This window comes from Bacillus spizizenii TU-B-10, from assembly GCF_000227465.1.
GTDB lineage: Bacteria > Bacillota > Bacilli > Bacillales > Bacillaceae > Bacillus > Bacillus spizizenii.
Genome location: NC_016047.1, coordinates 4,084,183 through 4,108,890, shown reverse-complemented (window position 1 = coordinate 4,108,890; position 24,708 = coordinate 4,084,183). Strand labels below are relative to the sequence as shown.

23 protein-coding genes are annotated in these 24,708 nt (G+C 44.9%); 9 read left to right on the top strand and 14 right to left on the bottom strand.

Features of this window, described 5'->3' with window-relative positions:
• Positions 1-82 precede the first annotated feature (82 nt).
• The 6 genes from ahpF to gntR form a co-directional block, all read right to left on the bottom strand.
• Positions 83-1,612 (bottom strand): alkyl hydroperoxide reductase subunit F, encoded by a 1,530-nt coding sequence (gene ahpF / locus GYO_RS42565; protein WP_014115807.1) that lies wholly within the window; start codon positions 1,610-1,612, stop codon positions 83-85.
• 13 nt (positions 1,613-1,625) lie between these two features.
• Positions 1,626-2,189, bottom strand: a complete 564-nt coding sequence (ahpC, locus tag GYO_RS42560) for an alkyl hydroperoxide reductase subunit C (protein WP_014115806.1) — start codon at positions 2,187-2,189, stop codon at positions 1,626-1,628.
• A gap of 515 nt (positions 2,190-2,704) precedes the next feature.
• Complete coding sequence (gnd, locus tag GYO_RS42555; RefSeq protein ID WP_014115804.1) at positions 2,705-4,111, bottom strand: decarboxylating NADP(+)-dependent phosphogluconate dehydrogenase; 1,407 nt, start codon at positions 4,109-4,111, stop codon at positions 2,705-2,707.
• A 23-nt stretch (positions 4,112-4,134) separates the two neighbouring features.
• Entirely contained in the window at positions 4,135-5,481 is a 1,347-nt protein-coding gene (gene gntP / locus GYO_RS42550) for a gluconate permease GntP (RefSeq protein ID WP_014115803.1), read from the bottom strand.
• Between the two features lie 28 nt (positions 5,482-5,509).
• Positions 5,510-7,051, bottom strand: a complete 1,542-nt coding sequence (gntK, locus tag GYO_RS42545; protein WP_014115802.1) for a gluconokinase — start codon at positions 7,049-7,051, stop codon at positions 5,510-5,512.
• The gene (gene gntR, locus GYO_RS42540) at positions 7,044-7,775 is read right to left on the bottom strand and encodes a gluconate operon transcriptional repressor GntR (RefSeq protein ID WP_014115801.1); all 732 of its coding nucleotides are present in this window, start codon (positions 7,773-7,775) and stop codon (positions 7,044-7,046) included. Before gntR ends, gntK begins: the two co-directional genes overlap by 8 nt.
• A 195-nt stretch (positions 7,776-7,970) precedes the next feature.
• On the opposite strand from gntR, the gene GYO_RS42535 reads away from it, so the two are divergent.
• Entirely contained in the window at positions 7,971-9,119 is a 1,149-nt protein-coding gene (locus GYO_RS42535; RefSeq protein WP_014115800.1) for a glycerate kinase, read from the top strand.
• Between the two features lie 90 nt (positions 9,120-9,209).
• A complete protein-coding gene (locus GYO_RS42530) occupies positions 9,210-10,241 on the top strand; it encodes a polysaccharide pyruvyl transferase family protein (RefSeq protein WP_014115799.1) in 1,032 nt (343 codons plus the stop codon).
• Positions 10,242-10,278: 37 nt separating this feature from the next.
• Here the strand turns inward: GYO_RS42530 and GYO_RS42525 are convergent, their stop codons facing one another.
• The 3 genes from GYO_RS42525 to GYO_RS42515 form a co-directional block, all read right to left on the bottom strand.
• Positions 10,279-11,856: a Na+/H+ antiporter gene (locus tag GYO_RS42525; protein ID WP_014115798.1), complete on the bottom strand. Its 1,578-nt coding sequence runs from the start codon at positions 11,854-11,856 to the stop codon at positions 10,279-10,281.
• A 201-nt stretch (positions 11,857-12,057) separates the two neighbouring features.
• Positions 12,058-12,750 carry an LrgB family protein gene (locus GYO_RS42520; protein ID WP_014115797.1) on the bottom strand — a complete coding sequence of 231 codons (693 nt, stop codon included), beginning with the start codon at positions 12,748-12,750 and terminating at the stop codon, positions 12,058-12,060.
• Complete coding sequence (locus GYO_RS42515) at positions 12,720-13,124, bottom strand: CidA/LrgA family holin-like protein (protein ID WP_041521109.1); 405 nt, start codon at positions 13,122-13,124, stop codon at positions 12,720-12,722. Before GYO_RS42515 ends, GYO_RS42520 begins: the two co-directional genes overlap by 31 nt.
• Positions 13,125-13,351: 227 nt before the next feature.
• On the opposite strand from GYO_RS42515, the gene GYO_RS42510 reads away from it, so the two are divergent.
• Positions 13,352-13,783, top strand: a complete 432-nt coding sequence (locus GYO_RS42510; protein ID WP_014115795.1) for a MarR family winged helix-turn-helix transcriptional regulator — start codon at positions 13,352-13,354, stop codon at positions 13,781-13,783.
• A 56-nt stretch (positions 13,784-13,839) separates the two neighbouring features.
• Here the strand turns inward: GYO_RS42510 and GYO_RS42505 are convergent, their stop codons facing one another.
• On the bottom strand, positions 13,840-14,910 hold the full coding sequence (locus GYO_RS42505) for an SDR family oxidoreductase (RefSeq protein WP_014115794.1): 1,071 nt from the start codon (positions 14,908-14,910) through the stop codon (positions 13,840-13,842).
• 129 nt (positions 14,911-15,039) lie between these two features.
• Between GYO_RS42505 and yxaF the strand changes: the two genes are divergently transcribed.
• From yxaF to GYO_RS42490, 3 genes are all read left to right on the top strand, one after another.
• Positions 15,040-15,615, top strand: coding sequence for a transcriptional regulator YxaF (yxaF, locus tag GYO_RS42500; RefSeq protein ID WP_014115793.1), 576 nt, complete (start codon positions 15,040-15,042; stop codon positions 15,613-15,615).
• Positions 15,616-15,706: 91 nt separating this feature from the next.
• On the top strand, positions 15,707-16,720 hold the full coding sequence (gene qdoI / locus GYO_RS42495) for a quercetin 2,3-dioxygenase (protein ID WP_014115792.1): 1,014 nt from the start codon (positions 15,707-15,709) through the stop codon (positions 16,718-16,720).
• 107 nt (positions 16,721-16,827) lie between these two features.
• Complete coding sequence (locus tag GYO_RS42490) at positions 16,828-18,036, top strand: DUF418 domain-containing protein (RefSeq protein WP_014115791.1); 1,209 nt, start codon at positions 16,828-16,830, stop codon at positions 18,034-18,036.
• Positions 18,037-18,065: 29 nt separating this feature from the next.
• On the opposite strand, the gene GYO_RS42485 is transcribed toward GYO_RS42490, so the two are convergent.
• The gene (locus GYO_RS42485) at positions 18,066-18,521 is read right to left on the bottom strand and encodes an RDD family protein (protein WP_014115790.1); all 456 of its coding nucleotides are present in this window, start codon (positions 18,519-18,521) and stop codon (positions 18,066-18,068) included.
• A 255-nt stretch (positions 18,522-18,776) separates the two neighbouring features.
• Between GYO_RS42485 and GYO_RS42480 the strand changes: the two genes are divergently transcribed.
• A complete protein-coding gene (locus GYO_RS42480) occupies positions 18,777-19,202 on the top strand; it encodes a DUF5391 family protein (protein ID WP_014115789.1) in 426 nt (141 codons plus the stop codon).
• Positions 19,203-19,363: 161 nt separating this feature from the next.
• Here GYO_RS42480 and GYO_RS42475 read toward each other — a convergent pair whose 3' ends face one another.
• Complete coding sequence (locus GYO_RS42475) at positions 19,364-19,729, bottom strand: RDD family protein (RefSeq protein ID WP_238528887.1); 366 nt, start codon at positions 19,727-19,729, stop codon at positions 19,364-19,366.
• Between the two features lie 306 nt (positions 19,730-20,035).
• Positions 20,036-21,373: an aldehyde dehydrogenase family protein gene (locus GYO_RS42470; protein WP_014115787.1), complete on the bottom strand. Its 1,338-nt coding sequence runs from the start codon at positions 21,371-21,373 to the stop codon at positions 20,036-20,038.
• Positions 21,374-21,515: 142 nt separating this feature from the next.
• Between GYO_RS42470 and GYO_RS42465 the strand changes: the two genes are divergently transcribed.
• Positions 21,516-22,658, top strand: coding sequence for a TetR/AcrR family transcriptional regulator (locus GYO_RS42465; RefSeq protein ID WP_014115786.1), 1,143 nt, complete (start codon positions 21,516-21,518; stop codon positions 22,656-22,658).
• An 845-nt stretch (positions 22,659-23,503) separates the two neighbouring features.
• On the opposite strand, the gene GYO_RS42460 is transcribed toward GYO_RS42465, so the two are convergent.
• The gene (locus GYO_RS42460) at positions 23,504-24,325 is read right to left on the bottom strand and encodes an SDR family oxidoreductase (protein ID WP_014115785.1); all 822 of its coding nucleotides are present in this window, start codon (positions 24,323-24,325) and stop codon (positions 23,504-23,506) included.
• A gap of 117 nt (positions 24,326-24,442) precedes the next feature.
• Here GYO_RS42460 and GYO_RS42455 point away from each other — a divergent pair, with 117 nt between their 5' ends.
• Positions 24,443-24,694 carry a hypothetical protein gene (locus GYO_RS42455; RefSeq protein ID WP_014115784.1) on the top strand — a complete coding sequence of 84 codons (252 nt, stop codon included), beginning with the start codon at positions 24,443-24,445 and terminating at the stop codon, positions 24,692-24,694.
• Positions 24,695-24,708: the final 14 nt, after the last annotated feature.

The window sequence follows — 24,708 nt, the reverse complement described above, 5'->3', positions numbered from 1 at the left end:
ACCAGTTTATGTAAAGTATTCTGTTTTACAAAATATAAAAGCCGCAATGCTGCCAATCTGGCAATATTGCGGCTTTCTTGTATTAGTTACGGATAAGGTAATCAAACGCGCCGAGAGCGGCAGTTGCACCTGATCCCATCGAAATAATGATTTGGTTGTACGCGCTGTCTGTGCAGTCGCCGGCAGCAAATAAGCCTGGAACGCTTGTTGCACCGTGTTTGTCGACGATGATTTCGCCGATGTCGTTCCGTTCAACCGTTCCGTCTAACCATTCTGTGTTTGGCACGAGACCGATTTGGACGAATACACCTTGGAGTTCAACGTGTTTTTCTTCGCCTGTTTCGCGGTCTACGTATGTGATGCCGTTAACGCTCTGATCGCCTGTGATTTCTTTTGTTTGTGCATTTTTCACGACAGTGACGTTTGGCAGACTGTAGAGACGTTTTTGCAGGACTTCGTCTGCTTTCAGTTCTGGCGCGAACTCTAGCACAGTAACGTGATTGACAATACCTGCAAGGTCAATCGCTGCTTCGATTCCAGAGTTTCCGCCGCCGATAACCGCTACGTCTTTGCCTTCAAACAATGGCCCATCACAGTGCGGGCAGTATGCGACACCTTTGTTTTTGAACTCTTGTTCACCAGGTACGTTGACATTGCGCCAGCGGGCACCTGTTGACAGGATCACTGTTTTACTTTTCAGGACAGCGCCGTTTTCAAGTTCAAGTTCGAACAGATCTTTCTTCTCAAGGCGTTTTGCGCGCTGAAGGTTCATGACGTCAATATCATATTCCTTCACGTGCTCTTCAAGACTTGCAGCAAGCTTCGGACCTTCCGTCGCTTTGACGCTGATGAAGTTTTCGATGCTCATTGTGTCGAGAACCTGTCCGCCGAAGCGCTCAGCGACAACACCAGTGCGGATGCCTTTACGCGCAGTGTAGATGGCTGCACTTGCGCCAGCAGGTCCGCCTCCGACAACAAGAACGTCAAACGGGTCTTTGTCAGCAAACTCAGATGCATCTGCGCCGCTGCCCAATTTCGCAAGAATTTCTTCAAGCGTCATACGGCCGCTTCCGAAGGATTCGCCATTCAGGTAAACGGTCGGCACTGCCATGATATTTTTGCTTTCAACTTCTGATTTGTATGCTGCACCGTCGATCATCGTGTGCGTAATGTTCGGGTTCAGCACGCTCATCATGTTTAAAGCTTGTACAACGTCAGGACAGTTGTGGCATGTCAGGCTGATATAAGATTCAAAGTGGTATTCACCGCTGATCTTTTTCACCTGATCAATGACTTTTTGGTCTACCTTAGGCGGTCTGCCGCTCACTTGGAGCAATGCCAAGACTAATGATGTGAATTCGTGGCCCAGAGGGATACCGGCGAATGTAACGCCAGTGTCTTCTCCGACACGATTGACACTGAAGCTTGGCGTTCTGTTTAATTCAGTTTTTTCAACTGAAATTTTTGATGACATGGAAGCCAGCTCATCAACGAGAGCCAGCATGTCCTTAGAAGTGTCATCTTCGCCTGCGCTAACTTTGAGAACAATATCATTCTCAATTAGCTGCATGTATTGATTTAATTGTGCTTTGATATTTGCATCAAGTACCAATGGAATGCACTCCTTAGATTTTACCTACTAGATCAAGGCTAGGTGTAAGAGTTTCGCCGCCTTCTTCCCATTTAGCCGGGCAAACTTCACCTGGGTTTTGACGAACGTATTGTGCTGCTTTTACTTTGCTGATAAGGTTGCTTGCGTCACGGCCGATACCGCCTGCATTGATTTCTACAGTTTGGATGACGCCATCTGGATCGATGATGAATGTTCCGCGGTCAGCAAGACCAGTTTCTTCGTCAAGAACATCGAAGTTGCGAGAGATCGTTTGAGATGGGTCACCGATCATAGCGTAAGTGATTTTGCCGATTTTTTCAGAGCTGTCATGCCAGCCTTTGTGTACGAAGTGAGTATCTGTTGAGATAGAGTATACTTCAACACCTAATTCTTTTAGCGTAGCGTATTGTTCTTGAAGATCTTCAAGCTCAGTTGGGCATACGAAAGAGAAATCTGCTGGGTAGAAGCAGAATACGCTCCATTGGCCTTTCAAATCTTCGTTTGTCACATCGATGAATTCACCGTTTTTGAATGCTTTTGCTTCGAATGGAAGTACTTCTTTACCGATTAAAGACATAATGTATATTCCTCCTAAAAATGTATTAGAAAGCATAAGTGCTTTCAATAATAATTCTAATTATATATGAATTATTAATTAATATATATTTTTTGTCAAGCCATAACCCCATGAATATCATTCTTTTTTTCGTTTTATTTAAGGTGTGACAGGAAAGATTTAGGCATCCCTTTTATAGAAAAGGAGAATATTAATAAGGGTTGATTCTCAATTAGACAAGGTTTTCCGGGACTTTTGTGAATCAGAATGTCAGTCCGTTTAAGCATTTGAACATTTTATGACACAATGAGCAAGGGGCAAATCGTTTGATCATTTTTCTCAATAAACAAATAGCAGAAAGAACGGAACAGCAAGCATGCTATCACATGATGATCTTGGGGATTGTTTCTAGCTATTATTGTATCACTGTTTATGATATTTAAAACATAGCTTATGTCTCCTGTTATTTGAGATAGAAGAAATCATAGATGAAAAAACACGGTTCAGTTGAAACTGACCGTGTTTTTTTATAACTGTTATTCAGACCAATTCGTATGGAAAACGCCGTCCATATCTGTCCGTTCGTACGTATGGGCGCCGAAGTAATCGCGCTGCGCCTGCAAGAGGTTCGAATTGGAACGTCCTGTGCGGTAGCCGTCGTAATAAGAGAGCGCGGTGGTTAAGCATGGGAATGAGATTCCTGTGCTGATGCCCTCGCAAACGACTTTTCGCAGGCCTGTTTGATAGGCTTGGAGCTTATCTGTGAAATAAGGCGCGATCAGCAGGTTTGCCAGATTTGGCTGCTCGCTGAATGCTTCGCTGATCACATTTAGGAAATCTGCGCGAATGATGCAGCCGCCTCGGAAAATCAAGGCGATGTCTTTGAGCGGCAGGTTCCATCCGTAAAGCTCAGATGACATTTTGTATTGGGCAAAGCCTTGTGCGTAGGCGCATACTTTCCCCATATAAAGAGCCTGTCTGACGTATTCAATCCAAGTGTCTTTATCTAAATGTTTTTCTTCGGCTTCCGGGCCTGCTAACATGTCTTGAGCTGCCACCCGTTCTTCTTTTAAGGATGACAAGTAGCGGGCGAACAAGGACTCTGTGATGATTGTGGACGGGATGCCATTATCAATCGCCTGCATGCTCGTCCATTTTCCGGTGCCTTTTTGGCCGGTTTTATCAAGGATGACATCAATCAGAGGCTGTCCTGTTTTTTCGTCTTTTTTGCGTAAAATCTCAGCTGTAATCTCTATTAAATAGCTTTTCAGCTCACCTTGATTCCATGTTTCAAAAATAGATGCAATTTCATCAAGCGGCAGACGCAGCGTTTCTCTCAGAAACGTATAGGCTTCTGCAATTAGCTGCATGTCGGCATACTCAATGCCGTTGTGTACCATTTTTGTAAAGTGCCCTGCCCCTTTTGGTCCGATGTAGACACAGCACGGATCATCTCCAACTTGAGCTGCGATTTTCGTCAGGATAGGAGCGACTTTCTCATAGACTTCGCGATCCCCGCCCGGCATGATGGAAGGCCCTGTTAATGCGCCAACTTCGCCGCCGGAAATGCCGACTCCCAGGTAGCCGATGCCTTTTTCCTTCAGCTCGTCATATCTTCTTTCTGTGTCCTCATAGTGGGAGTTGCCCCCGTCCATGATGACGTCGCCTTCTTCAAGTAAAGGCATTAATGATTGGATGACGGAATCTACGGGTTTTCCCGCTGTGACCATCAAAAAGATTTTTCTTGGTTTCTCTAACGATTGAACAAAATCTTCAAGCTCGTAATATGGGTTGAGAGATTGTCCATCCAGCTTTTGGACAAGCTGGTCCGTTAGATCTCTGGTGTAATTATAGACGGCGACGTTTTCACCTTTGTTTGCCATGTTTAAGGCGATATTGCTTCCCATTACGCCTAAGCCTATGACACCAATCGTATTGAACATGTGTTACAGCTCCTTCATCAATTTCATACAACTAAACTTAACAATAATATGAATCCCAGTCCAGCAACGGAAATAATCGTTTCCAGTAACGTCCATGTGGCAAATGTTTCTTTCATGCTTAATCCGAAGTATTCCTTGAACATCCAGAAGCCGGCATCATTGACGTGTGAAGCGATGACACTTCCTGCGCCTGTTGCTAGCACGACTAATGCCAGGTTAACATCAGAATGTCCCAATAACGGAATGACGAGCCCTGTTGTGCTTAGCGCGGCAACGGTGGCTGACCCTAGAGAAATGCGCAGGATCGCCGCGATGAGCCATGCTAAGACGATTGGCGATAATGCAGTACCTTTGAATAAGTCTGCCACGTAATCGCCGACACCGCCGTTGATCAGCACTTGTTTGAAGGCGCCGCCTCCTCCGATGATCAGAAGCATCATGCCGATTTGTGAAATGGCTGTTGAACAAGAGTCCATCACGGTTTTGACTGGAATGTTGCGTTTGATGCCCATTGTATAGACTGCAACCAATAACGAAATAATCATAGCAGTCGATGCGTTTCCAATCAATCGGATAAAAGCTAAAACTCCGTTATCCGCAAATCCAATTGTTTCTTGAAGCAGATCGATAATGGTCGCGACCGACATGATGATAATTGGAAGCATTGCCGTAAAGACGCTGACTCCAAAGCCAGGTGTTTCTTCAAGCTTGAACGTTTTTTGCGTACCAAGTGATGCAATATTGCCATTTTTCTCAAATGAGGCAGGAACGATTTTTTTCGCGAGCTTTGTAAACAAAGGCCCTGCGATAAGCACTGTCGGAACAGCAACGATAAAGCCGTACAGCAGCACTTCCCCAATGTTTGCGCCGTACTCACCAGCAATCGCTGTAGGTCCGGGGTGCGGCGGCAGGAAACCGTGTGTGACCGATAGTGCTGCGACCATCGGAATTCCGAGATATAAAATAGAAATCTTCAATTCTCTTGAAATCGCAAATACAATCGGAATTAATAGAACCAATCCTACTTCAAAAAATAACGCAATACCGATAATGAATGAGGCAATGACAACGGCCCATTGAATGTTTTTTTCTCCGAATTTGTTGACGAGTGTCATCGCAATGCGCTGTGCGCCTCCTGAATCTGCGATCAGCTTGCCCAGCATCGCACCGAGTCCGAAGATGAGTGCGATGTGGCCAAGAGTTCCCCCAATTCCTGCTTCAATGGAGCTGACAACTTTATCGAACGGCATCCCGAGTGCCAATGCCACGCCGAACGATACGACCAGTAAAGAAATAAATGTGTTTAACTTTAAGCCCATAATCAAAAGTAGTAAAGCTAGGATCCCAAGTGCAACGATGATTAACGGCATGGTAATGCCCTCCCCTTCATGTCATGTACTAGTTGTGTGTGATTAAGTCCCTCTGATAATTTGCAATTTGTGTATATTGATTTTCTAATGATCTTGATAGGTTAATGAAAATCGGCATTAATTTTCTGTATTCTTTGGCTGAGTCTTCGATCGGCGTATGTCTGTGCGTACTGCCGACCATGTCGGACACGACATCGAATGAATCAATTTTCTCTGTTGCATATAGGCCTAAAATGCAGGCGCCGAGACATGAGCTTTCGTAGCTTTCCGGAACGACAACCTCTGATTCGAAGATATCTGACATCATTTGGCGCCAAACCTCCGACCTTGCAAATCCCCCTGTCGCCTGAATGCGGGTTACCGGGCCGTCCATGCATTCTGTTAACGCAAGGAACACCGTGTACAGGTTGTAAATGACGCCCTCTAATGCCGCCCGTATCATATGCTCTTTCTTATGCGACATAGTCAGGCCGAAAAATGAGCCGCGTACATCCGGATTCCACAACGGAGCACGTTCGCCGGCGAGGTACGGGTGGAACAGCAGGCCGTCAGAACCAGGTCTGACACGTTCGGCGATCTTCGTCAGCACATCATATGGATCAATGCCCAACCGTGTCGCTGTCTCGATTTCGGAAGAGGCAAACTCGTCTCTGATCCAGCGAAGGATGATACCCCCATTGTTTACCGGTCCGCCGATAACCCAATGCTTGTCCGTTAAGGCGTAGCAGAAAATCCGTCCCTTTTCATCAGTTTGCGGCTGGTCAATAATTGTGCGGATGGCACCGCTTGTCCCGATGGTGACGGCGATTTCGCCCTTTTTAATGGCGTTGACGCCGAGATTAGACAGTACGCCGTCGCTGGCGCCGATGACAAAGGGTGTTTCCGGATCGATTCCCATCTGTATCGCTAATTCCGGGCTGCAGTGCTGAAAGATCTCGGTTGTCGGCACGAGTTTGGATAAGTGATCCTGCGTGATGCCTGCGATACGCAGTGCCTCTTCGTCCCAATTCAAGCTTTTCAGGTTCATCATGCCTGTCGCTGATGCCAATGAGTAATCGATGACATACTCATTGAACAGCTGTTTAAAAATGTACTCTTTGATGCCGATATATTTTTTTGCTTTGGAAGCGATTTCTTTTTGTTCATTCGTGATCCAGGCAATTTTGCTTAAAGGTGCCATTGGATGGATCGGTGTTCCTGTCCGTTTGTACACCTCATGCCCGTTCAATTCATCTTTGATCTTATGCGCCCAGCCCTCGCTCCGGTTGTCGGCCCATGTGATACATGGCGTCAGCGGCTGGTCCTTTTCATCGATTGCGATGACGCTGTGCATGGCGCTGCTGAACGAAATGAATGAGATCTGTTTTTCCGGATGCTGTTTTGTAATTCTCGCTGTTGTTTGGATGACTGCCTGAAAAATCTCTTCCGGGTTTTGTTCAGCTGTTGAGATGTCCGGTGTATAGAGCGGGTAGCCGATGCTTTCTTTCTGTACCACGTCTCCGTTTTCACTGAACAACACAGCTTTTGTGCTTGTCGTGCCGATATCGATTCCTAACATATACCTAGTCATTGTTGTATTCAGCTCCTTTTGCCAGCATTTGTTGTGAGAGCCACAGGTCTTCTACCTTTTCTTGCACATCATCAAAGTTTTGGTGAAGGGACTGAATCATCAGCGCCCTATCCTTTTCTTTAATGGCCTGAATGTAAAGCTCATGGTTATCTAAAATCCTTGTGAAATCTTCATATTTTTCCTTTAACCGTACCCGCATTGATAAGAGAATAAAGCTTTCCATTACGGGTTTTAGATTGTTCCAGATCATCTGAATGTATGAATGATCGATAGCTCGGATAATCGTTTCATGGAACAGCACATCTTGAAATGAAAATTCATCAGCGTCCTCATATTTGATGGAGACTTTCATCATTTCAAGTATTTTGCTAAGATCCTTAACTAAAGGCTCAGTGTCGATTTTGACAAGCCGTTCAAAGACAAACGTTTCTATTAGTAAACGCACATCATAAATTTCTGCGATTTCCTTTTCAGTTAACCCAATAACAACCGCTCCCATTCGTTCTAAGCGGATGATTTTTTCGGATGCGAGTATTTTTAACGCTTCGCGAACTGGTGAACGGCTTACGGAAAACTCAGCGGCGATCGTATTTTCTGATACAATGGTACCGCTTTCAATCATGCCTGAAATGATCCGCATTCTCAGCTCGTATGCGACACGAACACCGGTTGACGCTTTTGAGAGCCACTTTGCAGGATACAACAGGTCCTTGGAGTCTAGCATACACTCACCTTCCTCACTCAAGGAGTATACTTGTATACAAGTATGATAACGTGAATGTTTCGTTTATGCAAACACTTTCATTACTAATTTTTAATTAAATTTTTACCATAATTCATGGTATGTATTCCCAGTTAGGGTGTGGTACATTGTAGATAAATAGGTTAAGTGAATCATGTTTTGAAAGAGGCGATTTGGATGAAAATCATCATTGCACCTGATTCTTTTAAGGAAAGTTTATCAGCTCTGGAGGCCGCTGGCGCGATAGAAAGAGGTTTCAAATCGGTTTTTCCGGGTGCTGATTACAGAAAATTGCCGATGGCGGACGGCGGTGAGGGTACCGTTCAGTCTCTGGTTGATGCCACAAGCGGATGGTTCAAAGAGCAGGTTGTCACAGGACCGATGGGGGAACCGGTGAAAGCGTTTTTTGGCATGATGGGAGATGGGAAAACAGCTGTGATTGAAATGGCTGCCGCCTCAGGGCTGCATCTCGTGCCCGTTGATAAGCGAAATCCGCTCATCACCACAACAAGGGGAACGGGAGAATTAATCGGAGCGGCTCTTGATGCGGGCGCAGAGCGTTTGATCATCGGGATCGGCGGAAGTGCCACGAACGACGGAGGAGCCGGGATGATTCAAGCATTGGGCGGAAGGCTTCTTGATGACTCAGGCCGTGAGATCGGGCCGGGGGGCGGCGCATTAGCTCAGCTTGCCTCAATAGATGTAAGCGGGCTTGATTCCAGATTGCATAGTGTCAAACTGGAGGTCGCTTGTGATGTGGACAATCCGTTAACAGGGCCAAGAGGAGCTTCGGCTGTTTTCGGGCCGCAAAAAGGCGCGACAGAAGTCATGGTGGATGTGCTGGATCAGAACTTGATCCATTTCGCGGATGTGGCAGAAAAAGTGCTCGGAACAGCCTGCAGAGAAATAGAGGGCGCCGGCGCAGCGGGCGGTCTCGGGTGGAGTCTGTTGGTTTTTCTTCATGCTGATCTGAAAAGAGGCATTGATATTGTCCTTGAGGCGGTTGATTTTGAAAATGAAGTTCAAGATGCAGACCTTGTGATTACCGGTGAGGGGCGAATTGACAGCCAAACGATTTACGGAAAAACGCCGATCGGCGTGGCCAAAGCGGCTAAATCATATGATGTGCCCGTCATTGGCATTGCTGGATCAATATCGCGAGACAGTGATGCCGTCTATCAACACGGAATCGATGCGCTTTTCAGCATCGTTCCCGGATCCGTGCCTCTTGAAGACGCGATTGAACATGCCGCAGAATATATGGAAAGAACGGCTCGGGACATTGCGGCATCCATCAAATTGGCGAAAACGATGTTTCTGATATAGCCTGCGCACATGCCGATGCATAGTCATCCTCCTTTTTGGGTAGAGACAGTTAACCACACAATGAGGCATTCATCCCAGAAGGAGGACGACATGACTGTACAAGAAATCAAAGGCAAAAAACTAGTAAAAGGCATTGCGCCAAATGTAGAACCAGAAGCTCTGTTAAATGATAAACGAAAAGTATTTTTGTTTGGTTCCCCGAGTTACACAAACATTGGTGACCAAGCGATTGCGTATGCGGAAGAGAAATTTATAAAAAACCATTTTCCGTACTATGAATACATTGAGATTATGGATTATGCGACGGATGAGGGCATTGAACTGGTGAAGGAGATCATCCGTGAAGACGATATTGTCTGCTTTACAGGCGGAGGGAATTTAGGAAACCTCTATCTCGATATTGAGGAAGACAGAAGAAAGGTCTTCTCGGCGTTTAAAGACTACAAATCGATTTCTCTGCCGCAATCCGTTTATTTTGAAGATACAGAGGACGGAAATAAAGAAAAGAAAAAAACACAGGATGCGTACCATCAAAATCCAAGCTTAACGATTGCTGCGCGTGAGACGCAGACACAGGATGTTGTAAAAAAGACCTTCAACTCCAATGTAATCTTTACACCGGACATGGTGCTTTCCTTGGATATTGTGCCGCGAGAGCTCGAACGGGACGGCGTTCTCTTTATTTTAAGAGCGGATAAGGAGAAAGTGACTGACGAAGATTTTATTTCACACATGAGGAAATGGGCAGAAAAAACAACTTATACGGAGCGTACTGATACGGTGCTGGATACGGTAGACATGATTGATTACGCCGATCGTGAAAAGCATTTTATGGAGATGCTTGACCGCATCGGTTCAAGTAAATTGGTCATTACCGACCGCCTTCACGCGATGATTTTCTCGATTATCACCAAAACGCCTTGCCTCGTCTTTGGAAACAGCTACGGCAAAGCTAAACATTCGTATCGGGATTGGCTCGAAAGCTTAAACTTCATTGAATACACAGATCAAAATGATATGAAGGAACTGGAGCGCATGATTGACCGCCTGCTTCAAGCAGAGCCGAATGACGTTGATTTATCAAAGGATTTTCAGCCGCTGGTTGATTTTTTTAAATCATAAAAGATAAAGCAGACTAATGACAGTCTGCTTTTTTGTGTTAATGATCGTTTTCCAAACGAACGATTTCATCAATGATCTGTGCTTGCTCTTGCTCAGCTACTTCGTTTGAGATGATATCTTCCTTTGATAAGTTTTCGATCGCTTGGTATTGGGCGTATAACGAGTGTTTTTTCAAGATGGTTTGCTGTTTGTTTTTGAGTTCCGGGTAAGTTTCGAATAATTTGTTTGTTTGTTGATGCAGCTGGCTGACCTCTTTTTTATACTGGTCTGTCAGTTCGCTGGAGACAGCTTCGTGTATAAGCAAATTGTGTTTAACTTGCTGGACTTCTTGGATGGCGGTTTCTAAGCGATGTCCTTTTGCGAGCAATTCCTCGTATTCCTGATTACCTTCTTCTTTTTGATTCACGCCTAACCGTTCCAGAAGCGGCTTGATGGTGAGGCCCTGAACAACAAGGGAAAACAAAACGACACTGAAGGCGAAAACCAGAATGTCTTCACGTCCCGGGAAGTCTCGAGGCAGGCTCAGCACGAGTGCAATGGACAGAGAGCCCTTCAGTCCGCCCCAATTGATGGTATGCTGCCATGTAACCGGGAATTTTTTGATAAAGGCCAAACTGATGTAGACGGCGGCACTTCGGGCGATGAGCACAATCACAATCGCCATAATGGCCAATCCCCATTTATCAGTCAGGTCAATTCTCGTGATCTCGAGCCCGACCATTAAAAAGACAAGGGAGTTCGCGAGCAAGGCGGCGACATCCCAAAAGTTATTGATATTCAGCTTTGTCGTCGGGCTCATGCCGATTTTGGCGCCATAATTGCCGAAAATAAGCGCGGCGACAACGACGGCGATTACCCCGGAGGCACCTGCCATTTCTGCCAAAAGAAATGAACTGTAAAACAGAATGATACTAAAAATAATTTCTAAAGGATAATCATCAAAATACTTGGTGAGCTGGGAAAAGACATATCCAAGAGCGCCTCCGATGATAAGGCCGAGAGAAATGACTTTGACAAACTCCCACAAGCCTAAACCGGCGCCTTGGATGCCGAGATCCAAATAGGTCATCAAGTAAAAAGCGGAAATGTTGAACAGCACAACCGCCAGTCCGTCATTGAACAGGCTTTCTCCTTCAACGACGATCGAAAGCTTTTTCGGTGCGCCGACACTTTTAAAAATGGACAGCACACTAACAGGATCTGTCGCACTCATCAGAGCGGCAAAGACAAACGCTGCCGGAATGGCCAAATGCATAAGCCACATGGAAGAAAAGCCGACGATCAGAAAAGAGATGAGCGTACCGCCGAAGGCCAATGCCAGAACGGGCCGTTTGTTTTCTCTCAAGTGTGAAAAAGGAAGCTTCAGCGCCGCTTCTCCTAATAAAGCCGGCAAGAACAACGTAATGATGACGAAGTTAAAGACTTCTCCTTCAGTAATAAAATCTTTCAGCGGTTCAAAGAGCGGAATATGTACAAGTCCAATGATCGTTCCGACAATCACAAGCGCGATGGGATAAGGCTGCCTGCACTTCTTGGCAATCGCGGTGATCCCGGCTGCAATCATGACTAACAAAAAACCTAGTTCGAATATATGATGCAAGTCTAAGTGTTCCATTGAGACCTCCTTTTGTTCATCGTGCAACGAAGAATTACCCTCAGTTTGTGAATGATAAACATATCTTATGTAAGACAGCCCTTTGTCAGTCTGTTTTTTCAGCTTATTTCCTCCTCTTCGGCCATCCCCCAAACCAGCCCGGCAAGAACAGCGCAAAACAGATAAGAAAAGACCGCCCTCCTCCGGGGCAGTCTTTCTTTGTTAAATATGAAACAGCCAGACGATTAGCGGCCCAAAGAATGAGCCAAGCACCGCACAAAGCGTCATTGAGACGGAACTCATGGATACGGCCAGTTCCCCATATTCCAATGCTTTGGAGGTGCCCAGTGCATGGGAGGCGCTGCCTAATGCGATGCCTTGGCCAAGTGAGCTGCGTATGCGAAGCCATTTTAAGACAAGCGGCCCGAGGATGACGCCTGAGAAGCCGGCAATCATGACAAATACGACCGTCATGGAAGGAACACCGCCAAGACCGGCGGCGATCTGAATAGCGACAGGGGTTGTGATCGACTTTGGCAGAATAGATAATAAGAGATCATGATCAATCCCGAATGCTTCTGCGAAGATCAGACCGCTGATCATTCCCATGCATAATCCGACCAGGACGCCGCCTAGGATGGGAACACAATGTTTTACAATGATATGCCATTGTTTATAAAGCGGATAGGCCAGCGCCACAACAGCAGGCCCAAGCAAAGAATTGATCCATTTCCCCCCGATCATATAGCCTTCATACGAGACATGGAACATCATCAAAACCGCGACAATCAAAATTGTCGTTGTCAGAACAGGGATAAGAAATGGAAGCGGGAATCGCTTATAGAGTTTCACCATCGCTAAGTAAGCGGCAACTGTTAAAAGAATTATAATGATTGCGATACTTGCTTGCTGCATTTCTCTTTCTCCTCACGTTTTTTTGCTTTTTTCTCTAATAGCTGGCTGGCGAATCCAGCCGCAATGATCGTGACGATGGTGCTCAGAACGACTGTAATCAGCAGCATCAAACCATTGAATGAAATGAGCGACGGGTATTTCATTACACCTGTCATAGCCGGGATGAACAACAATGGAAGAAAGGACAATAAAAACCCTGCTCCGTCTTGAATAAAGGAGACGGGAACAATACGGAGACCTAAACAGATCAGCAGCAATACCAATCCGACTATGCTACCTGACACCGGTAAATGAAACAGATGCTGAATGGCTTCCCCGATCATAAAAAATACATATAATATCAACACTTGCAACATAATTCGAATGACTTTCACATCAAGTGCCGCTCTCCAATGAGAACAGCTTCCTCCTTTCAGGTGACTTGCTTCTAGGATGGTTCTGAGGAATCGCTTTACTTTCTTTTTATATGATTGTACTATACAAGTATAATGATTGATTTAGTCATATAACGACTTGTATTCATTCAATTAATATACATTTGTATTATACAAGTATATATGATGTTGTCAATGCCGGAGATTGGAATAGGGAGCGAGAGCGATTGCAAAAACAAAATCCAGTTGAATTAATTGAATATGAGCTGACGACTTTTATCAGGAGAGCTGTTTATCTGGATCAATCTGAGAAAAGAACAGGTAATTTGGAGAGATCTTCGTACTTATTGCTGAGACAATTGGATGAGTTTGGGCCTGCCCGCGTAAAGGAATTAGCAGAATCGTTTAAGCTTGATATATCTACTCTTTCAAGACAAGCAGCTGCATTAGAGGCGAAGGAGCTCATCTATCGCTTCTCAGACCCTTCCGATGGGAGAGTCAGCCTATTTACCATTACAAAACTCGGCAAACAAACATTAAAAGCCGATCAGCAAAAGCGTCTTGAACGTTATGAACAGATGCTGAAAGAATGGTCAACAAAGGAAAAAGAGATGTTCGGCGAGCTACTGCAGCGTATGAACAAGGCCTTTATCGACTAACATTTAAAAACCCATGTGTTCGATGGAACAGCATGGGTTTTTCTTATGGTCAGAGATTATCTGCATCGTTTGACGGCAGCTAAAGCGACCAGTCCGGCAACAACAGCCGCTGATACAATCGGGCGCTTCGTAGCCTTTGTGTAGTAGCTTCTTGACCGCTTCCAGCCTTTATTCGTGCCCCTGTCATGCATGCCGTAGCCCGCTTCATAAAGCACGCTTTCTTCCCGCTGTTTGGACGGTCTTTCAGCATGCTGGCTGTGGTACATGATTTTTTCCATCAGTCTGTCGGTCAGCCGGGGGAAAAGAGCACCCAGCATGGCAATGGCTTTTGCCTGTGAGCCGATGTACACGTCGCGCTTCGGGTGTTCGGCGGCAAAAAGGATGGCTTCGGCGGCCGCTTCCGGAGGGTAGATCAGCGAGCGGTAATGAGCCGGCTGTTTGTCCAGGTAGCTGTGCGCGTGTTCGTTGTAAGGTGTGTCAATTCTGCCTGGATGAATGAGCGTAACCGAGACGGGCGCCTGTTCTTTTTCGAGCTCCATTCGGATGCTTTCCGTCCAGCCGTGAAGCGCAAATTTGGCTGAGGCGTATGTGGATTGAATGACCGTTCCCCTGTCGCCGAACAGGCTTCCTACATTGATGAGTGCGCCCGGCACGCCTCTGCTGGTGTAGTGTTTGACGGCCGCTCTTGTTCCGTAAACAGGTCCCCAAAAGTTTGCGTCGAACATGCGCTTCATGTCTTCGACGGTGACGTCCATGGCATGTCCGAAGATCGAGACGCCGGCATTGTTGACCCATGTGTCAAAGCGGCCAAATGTGCTGATTGCGGTTTCTGCGATGCGGTTGACGTCTTCTTCTTTTCCGACATCCGCTTTCACCCATATGGCGTCGTGCCCTTTTTCCTTTAGTTCATCAGCGAGCTCCTTCAGCGCATCTTCATTTCGCGCTGCTGCGACGACCTTTGCGCCTTTTTCAGCTGCCATTCGTGCAGTGACAAGTCCGATTCCGCTTGAAGCGCCGGTAATGACAATCACTTGATCCTTGAGTTTTTTCAGTTTGATCTTCATTTTCATGCCCGGGTTCTGTTGTTCAAGCTTTTCTGTATTCGTGACTGAATAATCGTTTGTCATTGAGATCCCTCCTAGACGCTGTTTTTCTACATTTACCCCATCCGGGAGGGTCTTACCCTTTTTGACAATCACAGGGTTCTTTTTTATATTATATAAGTCGCTCTACCATACCTAGGAGGGAATGTTTTAATGACTAGCAGAGGAGATTCACGTGAAAAAATCCTTCACACGGCGTCACGTCTGTTCCAGCTGCAAGGATATCACGCGACAGGTTTGAACCAGATTGTGAAAGAAAGCGGTGCTCCTAAGGGATCGCTTTATCACTTTTTTCCGAATGGCAAAGAAGAATTAGCAATTGAAGCGGTTACATATACAGGGAAATTGATTGAACATCTGATACAGCAAAGCATGGATGAATCCTCTGATCCAATAGAAGCGATTCAGCAATTTATCAAAAAAACAGCCAGCCAATTTGACAACACAGAAAGCATTAAAGGGATTCCAGTCGGTTTGCTGGCGAGTGAGACAGCGTTAATCAGTGAACCGCTGCGGACGGTTTGTATGAAGGTGTTTAAAAGCTGGGAAGCGGTTTTTGCCAGAAAATTAGTGGAAAACGGATTTGCAGAAGAAGAAGCAAATCAGCTTGGAATGCTGATCAATTCGATGATTGAGGGCGGGATCATGCTTTCGTTAACGAATAAAGACAAAACGCCTCTTCTTCTCATTGCCGAACAAATTCCAGTGCTGGTGAGAAAAAAAGGGTAGCATTTTGTTATCCTTTTTCCTACAATTATATAGAACGGTCTAGTCAGATAGATGAAAGTATATAGACTGGTCTAAATTGGAGGAACAATATATGAAATCATTATGTGAAAATTCATTGCCTAAAGAAAAAATGCCTTATTTGCTCCGCAGCGGAGAAGGTGAGCGCTATTTGTTCGGCAGACAGGTTGCCACGGTGATGGCGAATGGGAAGAGCACCGGCGATCTGTTTGAGATCGTGCTGCTTTCCGGGGGGAAAGGAGATGCCTTTCCGCTTCACGTCCACAAGGACACACATGAAGGGATTCTCGTTTTGGACGGGAAGCTTGAGTTGACGCTTGCCGGAGAACGCTATTTATTAGTGTCAGGCGATTATGCGAACATTCCAGCCGGAACACCGCACAGCTACCGAATGCAAAGCCACAGAACAAGACTGGTGTCTTACACGATGAATGGACATGTGGCACACATGTATTCCGTTATTGGGAATCCATATGATCACGCTGAACATCCGCCGCACGCAAGCGAAGAGGTGTCAAACGGGCAATTTGCAGAAGCAGCTACAGTAGCGGACATTACATTTCTGGATGAAGAAAAGGCTGCCGGTGCGGCAAAATTAGCGGAACTTGCAGAGCTTCCGGATGGATCGGTTCCATACGTGCTTGAGTCTGGAGAAGGCGACCGTCTATTGACGGGAGATCAGCTTCACCGCATTGTGGCTGCGCAAAAAAATACAGACGGCCAGTTTATCGTCGTAGTATCGGACGGCCCTAAAGGCGACCGAATCGTTGATCACTACCATGAACATCATACAGAAACATTTTATTGCCTTGAAGGGCAGATGACCATGTGGGCGGATGGCAAAGAAATCCAGCTGAATCCTGGAGATTTTCTGCATGTTCCTGCGAATACTGTTCACTCCTATCGCCTGGATTCCCATTATACAAAAATGGTGGGCGTATTGGTTCCCGGCTTATTTGAACCGTTTTTCCGGACGCTAGGTGAGCCGTATGAAGGCCACATCTTCCCAAGTGAGCCTCAGGCGCTGCGCTTTGATCGCGTTTTGCAGAATATCGAAGCATTAGATTTAAAGGTGATGAAACCATAAAAATGACAAGATTGTAAGGTTTCCATGTCTGCATGACACCTAAATCGATGTTTCTGCGCTCCTTTTTTTCATACCCTTAAAGTACAGAAAAAAGGAGCGTGATGGCTATGTCTTCATTACAGCCGACTTTGGCAAATGAGCGGATCGGCGTGCTTGATGTGCTAAGGGGAATGGCGATTTTCGGCATTTTATTTGTCAATCTGGCACATTTCAGTTATCCGGATATGTATTTGTCTATGCTTGGAAAAGAGAACTTTTTTACAGAAAAGTGGTCTGAAGCAGATTTTGCAGCAGCAGCCATACTGAAATTCTTCATCCAAACAAAATGTATTTTATTGTTTTCCTTTTTATTTGGATTTGGCATGGTTGTCATGATGGAGAGAACAGTAAGCAAAGGGAAACGGTTTGTTCCGCTATATGCGAGAAGGTTAGCGGCGCTTCTCTTGTTTGGAACGATTCATGCCTTTTTGATTTGGGACGGGGATATTTTAACGGAATACGCCCTGCTCGGCTTTGTTCTGCTTTTATTTCGAAAAGCAAAGCCGAAAACACTGTTGATATGGGCGGTTTCTTTGTATCTTTTGTTTTGCATTCCGTTTATTTTGACCAGCTTTTATCCATCAAACGGACAGGAATGGGCACAAGCGGTAACTCAGCAGGCAAAACAAGCGCTCCATGTTTACGGAAGCGGCAGCTTGAAGGACATTGCGGAACAGCGGATCCACGATCGTCTTGTTTACATGTCTTCAAATGGCATGCTTACGTATAACCCGCTCAACTTCTTCTTTGCATCCATTCCTTATTTCAGCATGTTTTTGCTGGGAGCTGCGGCGGCGAAGTCACGATATTTGCACGAACCCGGAAAGCATCGCAAAGGATTAAAAAGGGTGTGGATGGCTGGGCTAGTCATCGGCATCAGCGCCCAAGTGCTGTACAGTGTAACGGATAGGGAAGTATTTTTGCTGATTGGTGCGCCTTTTCTCATGTTTTTCTATGTCACAACGGTTGTCTATCTTTATCATAAAACAAGAGTGAAAACAGTGCTGCAATCTTTCTCCGCTGTTGGACGGATGGCATTTACCAATTATCTGATGCAGTCTATCGTGTGTACGTGGATTTTCTATCATTACGGCTTGGGGTTGTACGGGAAAGTGTATCCTGCTGCCGGCGTGCTCATCACGATTGCTATTTGTGCCGTTCAAATGGTCTTCAGCCATCTTTGGCTTCGGGTATTTCGGATGGGGCCGTTTGAGTGGCTGTGGAGGAGCGCTACGTATCTGGCGTGGCAGCCTATTGTAAAGAAAACAAAAGTCTAGATGCTTATTGGCGTCTAGACTTTTTTCTATTATTTATACACAACACGTGTTTTGCAAATGATGTCATGCAGGCCTTTTTTCTCTCCAAAGGCGATCATGATAAAACCAATATAAAAGATGATTCCAGATAAGATGTATGCAAAGTAACGGCCGATTCCCTGTCCGACAGAGACCCGTTCGCCTTGTTCATTGACCACTTTAAGGCCAAGGATTTTTTTGCCGAGTGTGCCCTGCATTTTAGAAGCAGTGAGCAGACCGTAATATAATACACTGATGACGAGCGTGATCAGCATAGTAGGCAAAAATGCAAGCGTCATGTATGTCACCATATACTCCTCTTGCGTCATGTAAGGGTCTGCTGCCACGGATCCAGCTACAAAAACAGTATTGATAATAAATAGAATAATATAACTAGGAACAGATACAATAATGCCATCAATAAAATAAGCTAAAAAACGAATCCAAAATCCTGCTGGTTTTTCCATGTATTTTTTTCTCTCCTTTGAATTAATCTGGAATAGTATACTTTGAAAAAAAAGCATGTGCAATATGATATGGTGATAAAATCCTGATATACCTGAAAAATGAGTCTTTTATCCTTTGTTTTTTACTATATAAATATACTAGGAAGAACCATACGTTTGCGCATGTGTTCTGGAATTTTTTTTAAATGTAATGAATTTTCTATTCGGCTTATTTATAATGAAAAGGTTAATATTTCTATTTAAAGGAGGGGTTTGATGTCTAGAAAAAACAGCGTGGCAATCGTAACAATCATTTCTGCGTTCCTTTTTTGCGCCATGATTGCCGCTGCTTCACTTTCGCCACTGGCCGAAACGGGAGGGGCGGCCAATCAGTTTAACTCAGTCGGCATGTGGTCAGCTATCGGTATGATCCTTGTGTTGTATCTCATTCCTTTTCTCATTTACATGCTTGGAGTTGATGCGATGAGGTATGTAATGGCGGTGCTTTGCGGCTTTGGGCTGCTGATTCATTTATCTTCGGCCGGTTTTATCTTGATGTTTAGTTTGTTCAGTGACCATCTGCTTTCTGAGGTGATCCTTGTGATTGGGGTTTGTCTCGCTGCGGCTGTTGTAAACATCATTTGGTTTTTTGCAGCTTTTCGTTCAGCATCAAAAAAACCCGTTACAAGAAGTTTTACGTAATCCCCTATATTTTCCTGTTCATAAAATGGATAATATGCTGTACCTATTGCGATCAGAATCTATCAAAAAATAGTGGCTTTTGGGAAATAATCGAATGTGAGAAAAGGCTGGCGAGAAGGTCTCGGCAGCCTTTTTTGGTTAGTCAATCCAAATATTTATTTTTATAGATAACCTGTCCCGCAAATATAATCATGCAATGCCAGTTTAGAGGGAAAGGCGGCCATGATATAACCGATATACAAAATTCCTGATAGTGTGTAAGCGAAGAAACGGCCGAAGCTGTGCCAAAATGAAATTCGCTCGCCATACTGATTGACAACGATTATTCCCATGAGTTTTTTGCCCAGTGTTGCTTGCATTTTTGAAGACGTCAGTAGGCTATAATAAAGAATACCGAAGATATATATGATGGCAATAACAGGGATTGTCCCGAATATCAATATAGAAAATGTATATTGTTCTTCTGTCATATAAAGGCTTGCTGAATCAATGAGAGGCAGGACAATTAAAGTGTTAATGAGAATCATAATAAAAGCAAAAAAATAGATAATCAAATCATCAATTATAGAGCGATTGCCCGAATCCAAAACCCTGCTGGTTTTCCATGTATGAATTTCACTCCTTTGAAGTTTTCTGGGATATTATATGTTAGAGCCTATAGGGTTTCAATGAAATATACTAGAGGAACTTTGTCTTTTAACAACAATAGTGTTTTGTTGCTGTTGTATATTGCTTTATTTTCCTATTTGTATTGTAGATTAATAGGAAAATAGAAGAGTTTGGTGAAAAATAAAAGAGAATCTGCAAAATGATGCAGATTCTCTTTATTGTGATTATTTAGCGGCTTGAATAAATACACCTTTCTCATGAGAAAACTCTTTAAATCCGTATACCCCATGATAGGAGCCGATTCCGCTTGTGTTGACACCGCCGAATGGCAGGTTGACGTCACTGAAATGGACGACAACATCATTGATGGCGGCATTTCCTGATGTCGTATGCTGAAGGACGTTGTCAATCAGGTCTTGGTTGTGGCTGAATACATAAAGCGCAAGCGGTTTATCACGATCATTTACGTAATCAATGACCTCGTCGATGTCTTCATAGTTCATCATCGGCAGGATCGGTGCGAAGATTTCCTCCTGCATGATTTTCATGTCAGGCGTGACGTTTTTCAAAACGGTTGGCGAGACCGTGCGGTCGCTGGCATCAAACACGCCTCCGAATACGACTTCCGCCCCTTTTTCGATGGCGTCGTCGAACAGGTCTTTGACGCGGTTGAAGTTGCGGTCATTGACGATCTGCGTAAATTTGCTGCGGTCTGGGTTGTAATCATCCTCCATAAATCCTGCGTTGACGATTGTTTGTAAAATCCCCGCGAACCTGTCCTGAACGTCTTTTTTAATGAACAGATAATCAGGTGCGATGCAGGTTTGGCCGGCGTTTACGAATTTCCCAACGGCGATCTTTTTCGCTGCGTCCGTGAGATCGTATTCACTGTCAATGATCGTTGGGCTCTTGCCGCCAAGCTCAAGTGTGACAGATGCCAAGTGTTTGGCCGCTGCTGTCATGACGATTTTTCCGACATTTGTGCTTCCAGTGAAGAAAATGTGGTCAAACGGCTGATCTAGAAGCTCGGTTGCCACCTCAACCTCTCCTTCAAAAATCGCGACTTCTTTTTCGTCAAAAGCGTCTCGAATCACTTTTGCGGCAATGTTGCTTGTGTTCATCGTAAAATCAGACAGCTTCACAATCGCGCTGTTTCCGGCTGCGAGAGAAGCGGCAAGCGGCGCCATCGTCAGCATAAACGGATAGTTCCACGGACCGAGGATGAGCGTTACGCCTTTAGGCTCGTACATGAGAATTCCGTTTGCGTCAGGGCTTAAAGATGAACCGACTTCTTTAGGCGCCATCCATTGTTCCAGATTGTTCATATTATCTCTGATCGCTTTTTTCGTTCCTTCGATTTCCGCTTTTTTGACCTCGTGATATGGTTTACGGACGTCTTTTCGAATCGCTTCGATGATTTCTTCTTCATGGGCAATGACGGAATCTAAAAAGCGCTGAAGCTTCTCTATGCGCTGTTCCGCTGTTGAAGCGCGCAGTGCTTTTTGCTGTTTTTTCTGAAGCTGAAAGACACGCTGAATGTCGTCTTTTACTTGCTGTTCCATTGTAAAATCCCCCTCATTTGCTTTCTTCTTTTCTCAGACCTATTATAAAGTGGTACCTTTTCTGTAAGAAAGACAACGGTGAACCATCTATACGTTACCGTACATATATCGAACATCTGTCTAATGATTGGGGGTGTCTTTTGTGCCGGAATCTGCTGAAGCTCAAGTGAAACAGGCGCTGCTGGCCTTATTGGAAGAAAGGGATATTCAACATATCACAATGAAAGAAATTGCTGAGAAGGCCAAAGTGAGCCGCGGGACGCTCTACCTTTATTATGAAGACAAGTTTTCAATCATTGAGGATGTGATCGAAGACATGAAGGAGGAGCTGGGCAAAGCGCTCTATGAGGCCTTCAGGCATATGGATACCCTCCATTTGAACAAAAAACGGCAAACTGTGCATCCGACTCTGTCCTTTGTTCACGAGCATCGATCCTTTTTTGGTACGATGATGAACAGAGAAAATGTTCATCGTTTTTTTAAGGATGTGTTTCAGCAGGATGTCCTGCTGGCTCCAATCCATGTGAACTTGACGCCGATCGAACGGGAAATCTACGGACATTACCGGGCTTTGTACACGTACGCGATTATCCTGTATTGGCTGAATGAGGATGCCGCGGCTTCTCCGGAAGCCATCAGCCAAAAGGTATGGGAGCTTGTTTCTCGAAAGAGGTTTTATTGGCTGTTTGGACAGGCTGCGTCAGGGGAGCGGCAAGAGGACAAGCAAATCGACAGGCGTGTGGTTCGAACGAGAGAGGCGCTGCAGAAGGCTTTGCTGGACGTATTGGCGGAGAAACAAGACTACGCGGCCATCACGATTTCGGATATTACCCGTAAAAGCAATATCCGCCGAGCAACCTTTTATGATCACTATGCCAGTAAAGAGGAATTGCTGCAAACCATGATTCAGCAATCATGTGCGGAGATCATAGATCACCTGACGATTGCCCCAAGTCCGAATGAGCTTTCTTTAGAGGATGCGGAGGAGGCGCTCGCCAGTCTGCTTTCTGCTTTATCAAACATGCCCATTGTGCATTTTCTCAATCGGGAATGGGGTGTTCCTCATGTGATACCTGATATGTTCAAAGCGCTGGAATCGTTTTATCTGCATCAGCAGACTGAGATTCATGCGGAGAAAAAGCTTTATGCCTATTATGTATCCGCGATGATTATCGGGCTGATTTTGTATCGGCTGGATGAAGGGAAGACGCATGCGCCAGAAGTGCTGGCAAGGGAGTTTTTGCAGTTTTTGGATGTGAAGAAGTATAAGGTTGTATTGCTATAAACGAGAGAAATCAGCCTGCGGTTGAAATGGGAGGCTGGGGAGTACCTTCAGTATCTTTTGAAATGAAAACCTGAGAGAGGTAACGTTTACAACGGATATAAATTTGCCCGGATACACTCAGTCCGGGCTCTGTGTCGTTATGTCACTTGTTCTTTTGAGTTTCTTTCTTTTCTTTCAAGGTGAGATTTAAAAATAGAAGGGCCAAAAGAATTCGAGCAATGTTCACCGACCAAGATTTCCAGCTTGAAGTAGGGTCTAAAAGCGTATTGAAGAGCAGGTGAACGATAGAAGAAAATGAAAAGAGTAAAAATAGTAGTTTGTTTTATGACATAAATTGCGTGCCTTTCTGTCAAATACTAGAATTATACTAAAAACTAAAATAATTATACTGAAAAATGAACGAATAAATACGACTATAACCTATTAAGGGATATACTAAGTATTTCATTGAACTTTTGGCGCTTTAGCTCGTTTATATAAAAAAAGTGCATAGTTAAAATAGATAAGATATAAAGCAAGATTAAAAATACCTAACTCAAAAAAACAAGAAAGAAATATGCTAATGAAACCTCCTAAAATGATATAGGTATATAGCAATTTCATTCTATCAACTCCTAATAAATGCTAAATTTATTGTAAGATATAATAAACAATATGTAAAATATATATGGATAAGTGCAATATGTAGTTTTCATTTCTTTTTCCTGCCAGACAGCGGAAAAAAGAAATAGAGTAAATGAAGAGGGAGCTTAACCTAATGATTCAGGTTGAGCTCCCTTTTATTTAGCTATATCTATGGCTGATTCATATTTGATCATTAACGCATAAAATTGCGCAGACCATGTCTATTTCGTTTCTTCCTTCCACTTCTCATCAATCAACATCTTCCCAGGCCATGTGTACGCCATGATGCCGCCGTCTGCGGTGATGTCTTCTCCTGTGACGTATGAGCTGTCGTCTGAGGCGAGGAACAGGGCCACTGTCGCCATTTCCTTCGGCTGGCCGAGGCGGCCGAGAGGCGTGATCCATTTGTTGGCTTCGCGGAATTTTTCGCCCATTTCCTGTTCTTTGGTGCCAGCCAGTTTATCAATCAGCGGGGTTTCAATCGTTCCCGGAGAAATAGAATTGACGCGGATGCCGTTTCTTGCGTAGTCGATCGCCATCGCTCTTGTCAGGTTGGTGATTCCGCCTTTTGCAGCGTTGTAGCCGGAGCGGTCGAGGTCCGCGGCCCGGCCTGACATGGAGGAGGTGTTGATGATGGAGCCTCCATTTTCGAGCATGAGCGGAATCAAGTATTTGCTGCAAAGGAACGTGCCGCGCAGGTCGACGGCGATAATGCGGTCAAACAGGTCAACCGGATATTCGTGCACTTTTCCGCCTTCCTGATCAACCCCGGCGTTATTAAACAGAATATCAATCGTTCCGCAAGCATCCTTGATTTGATCAGCAAATGCTTTCACACTGTTTTCATCTGACACATCGAGGTGAAAAGCGTCCGCCTCTCCTCCGTTTTTTCTGATCGCTTCAACGGTTTCTTTCATTTGGTCTTCATTGATGTCTCCGATCATCACACGCGCGCCTTCATTGGCAAAAACCTCTGCCGTCGCTTGTCCAATGCCTGTCGCGGCGCCTGTGATGACTGCGGTTTTGTTTTCAAGTTTTCCCATTACACGAGTCCTCCTTTTTCTATTTGTCTTCCCGCTACGTGCAGTGATAAACATGCGAGAAAAGAAATGCCAGCATATGTTAAGATGGACTAGAAATTGTTGGGAGGTTTGTGTGTTTTGAAGGTACAGCATAAGAAGGAGCTCAAGTTTTATTGCTTCGCCACGATTCCGTCCGCGTTTGTTGTGCTGACTGTCATCTCTTTTTTATTTAAAGAGATTACGTTTCCGATTGCAGCAAGTGCATTTCTCAATGCCTCATGGCATAATCTATTGTTTTTGATCCCGTTCGGTTTGTTTTTCTACCCGGTGCATATATGGATGAAGCGGGAGTTTGGCCGCTGGAATGATGCAGAAAAAAAGAGAGGATGATGAAGCCTCTCTTT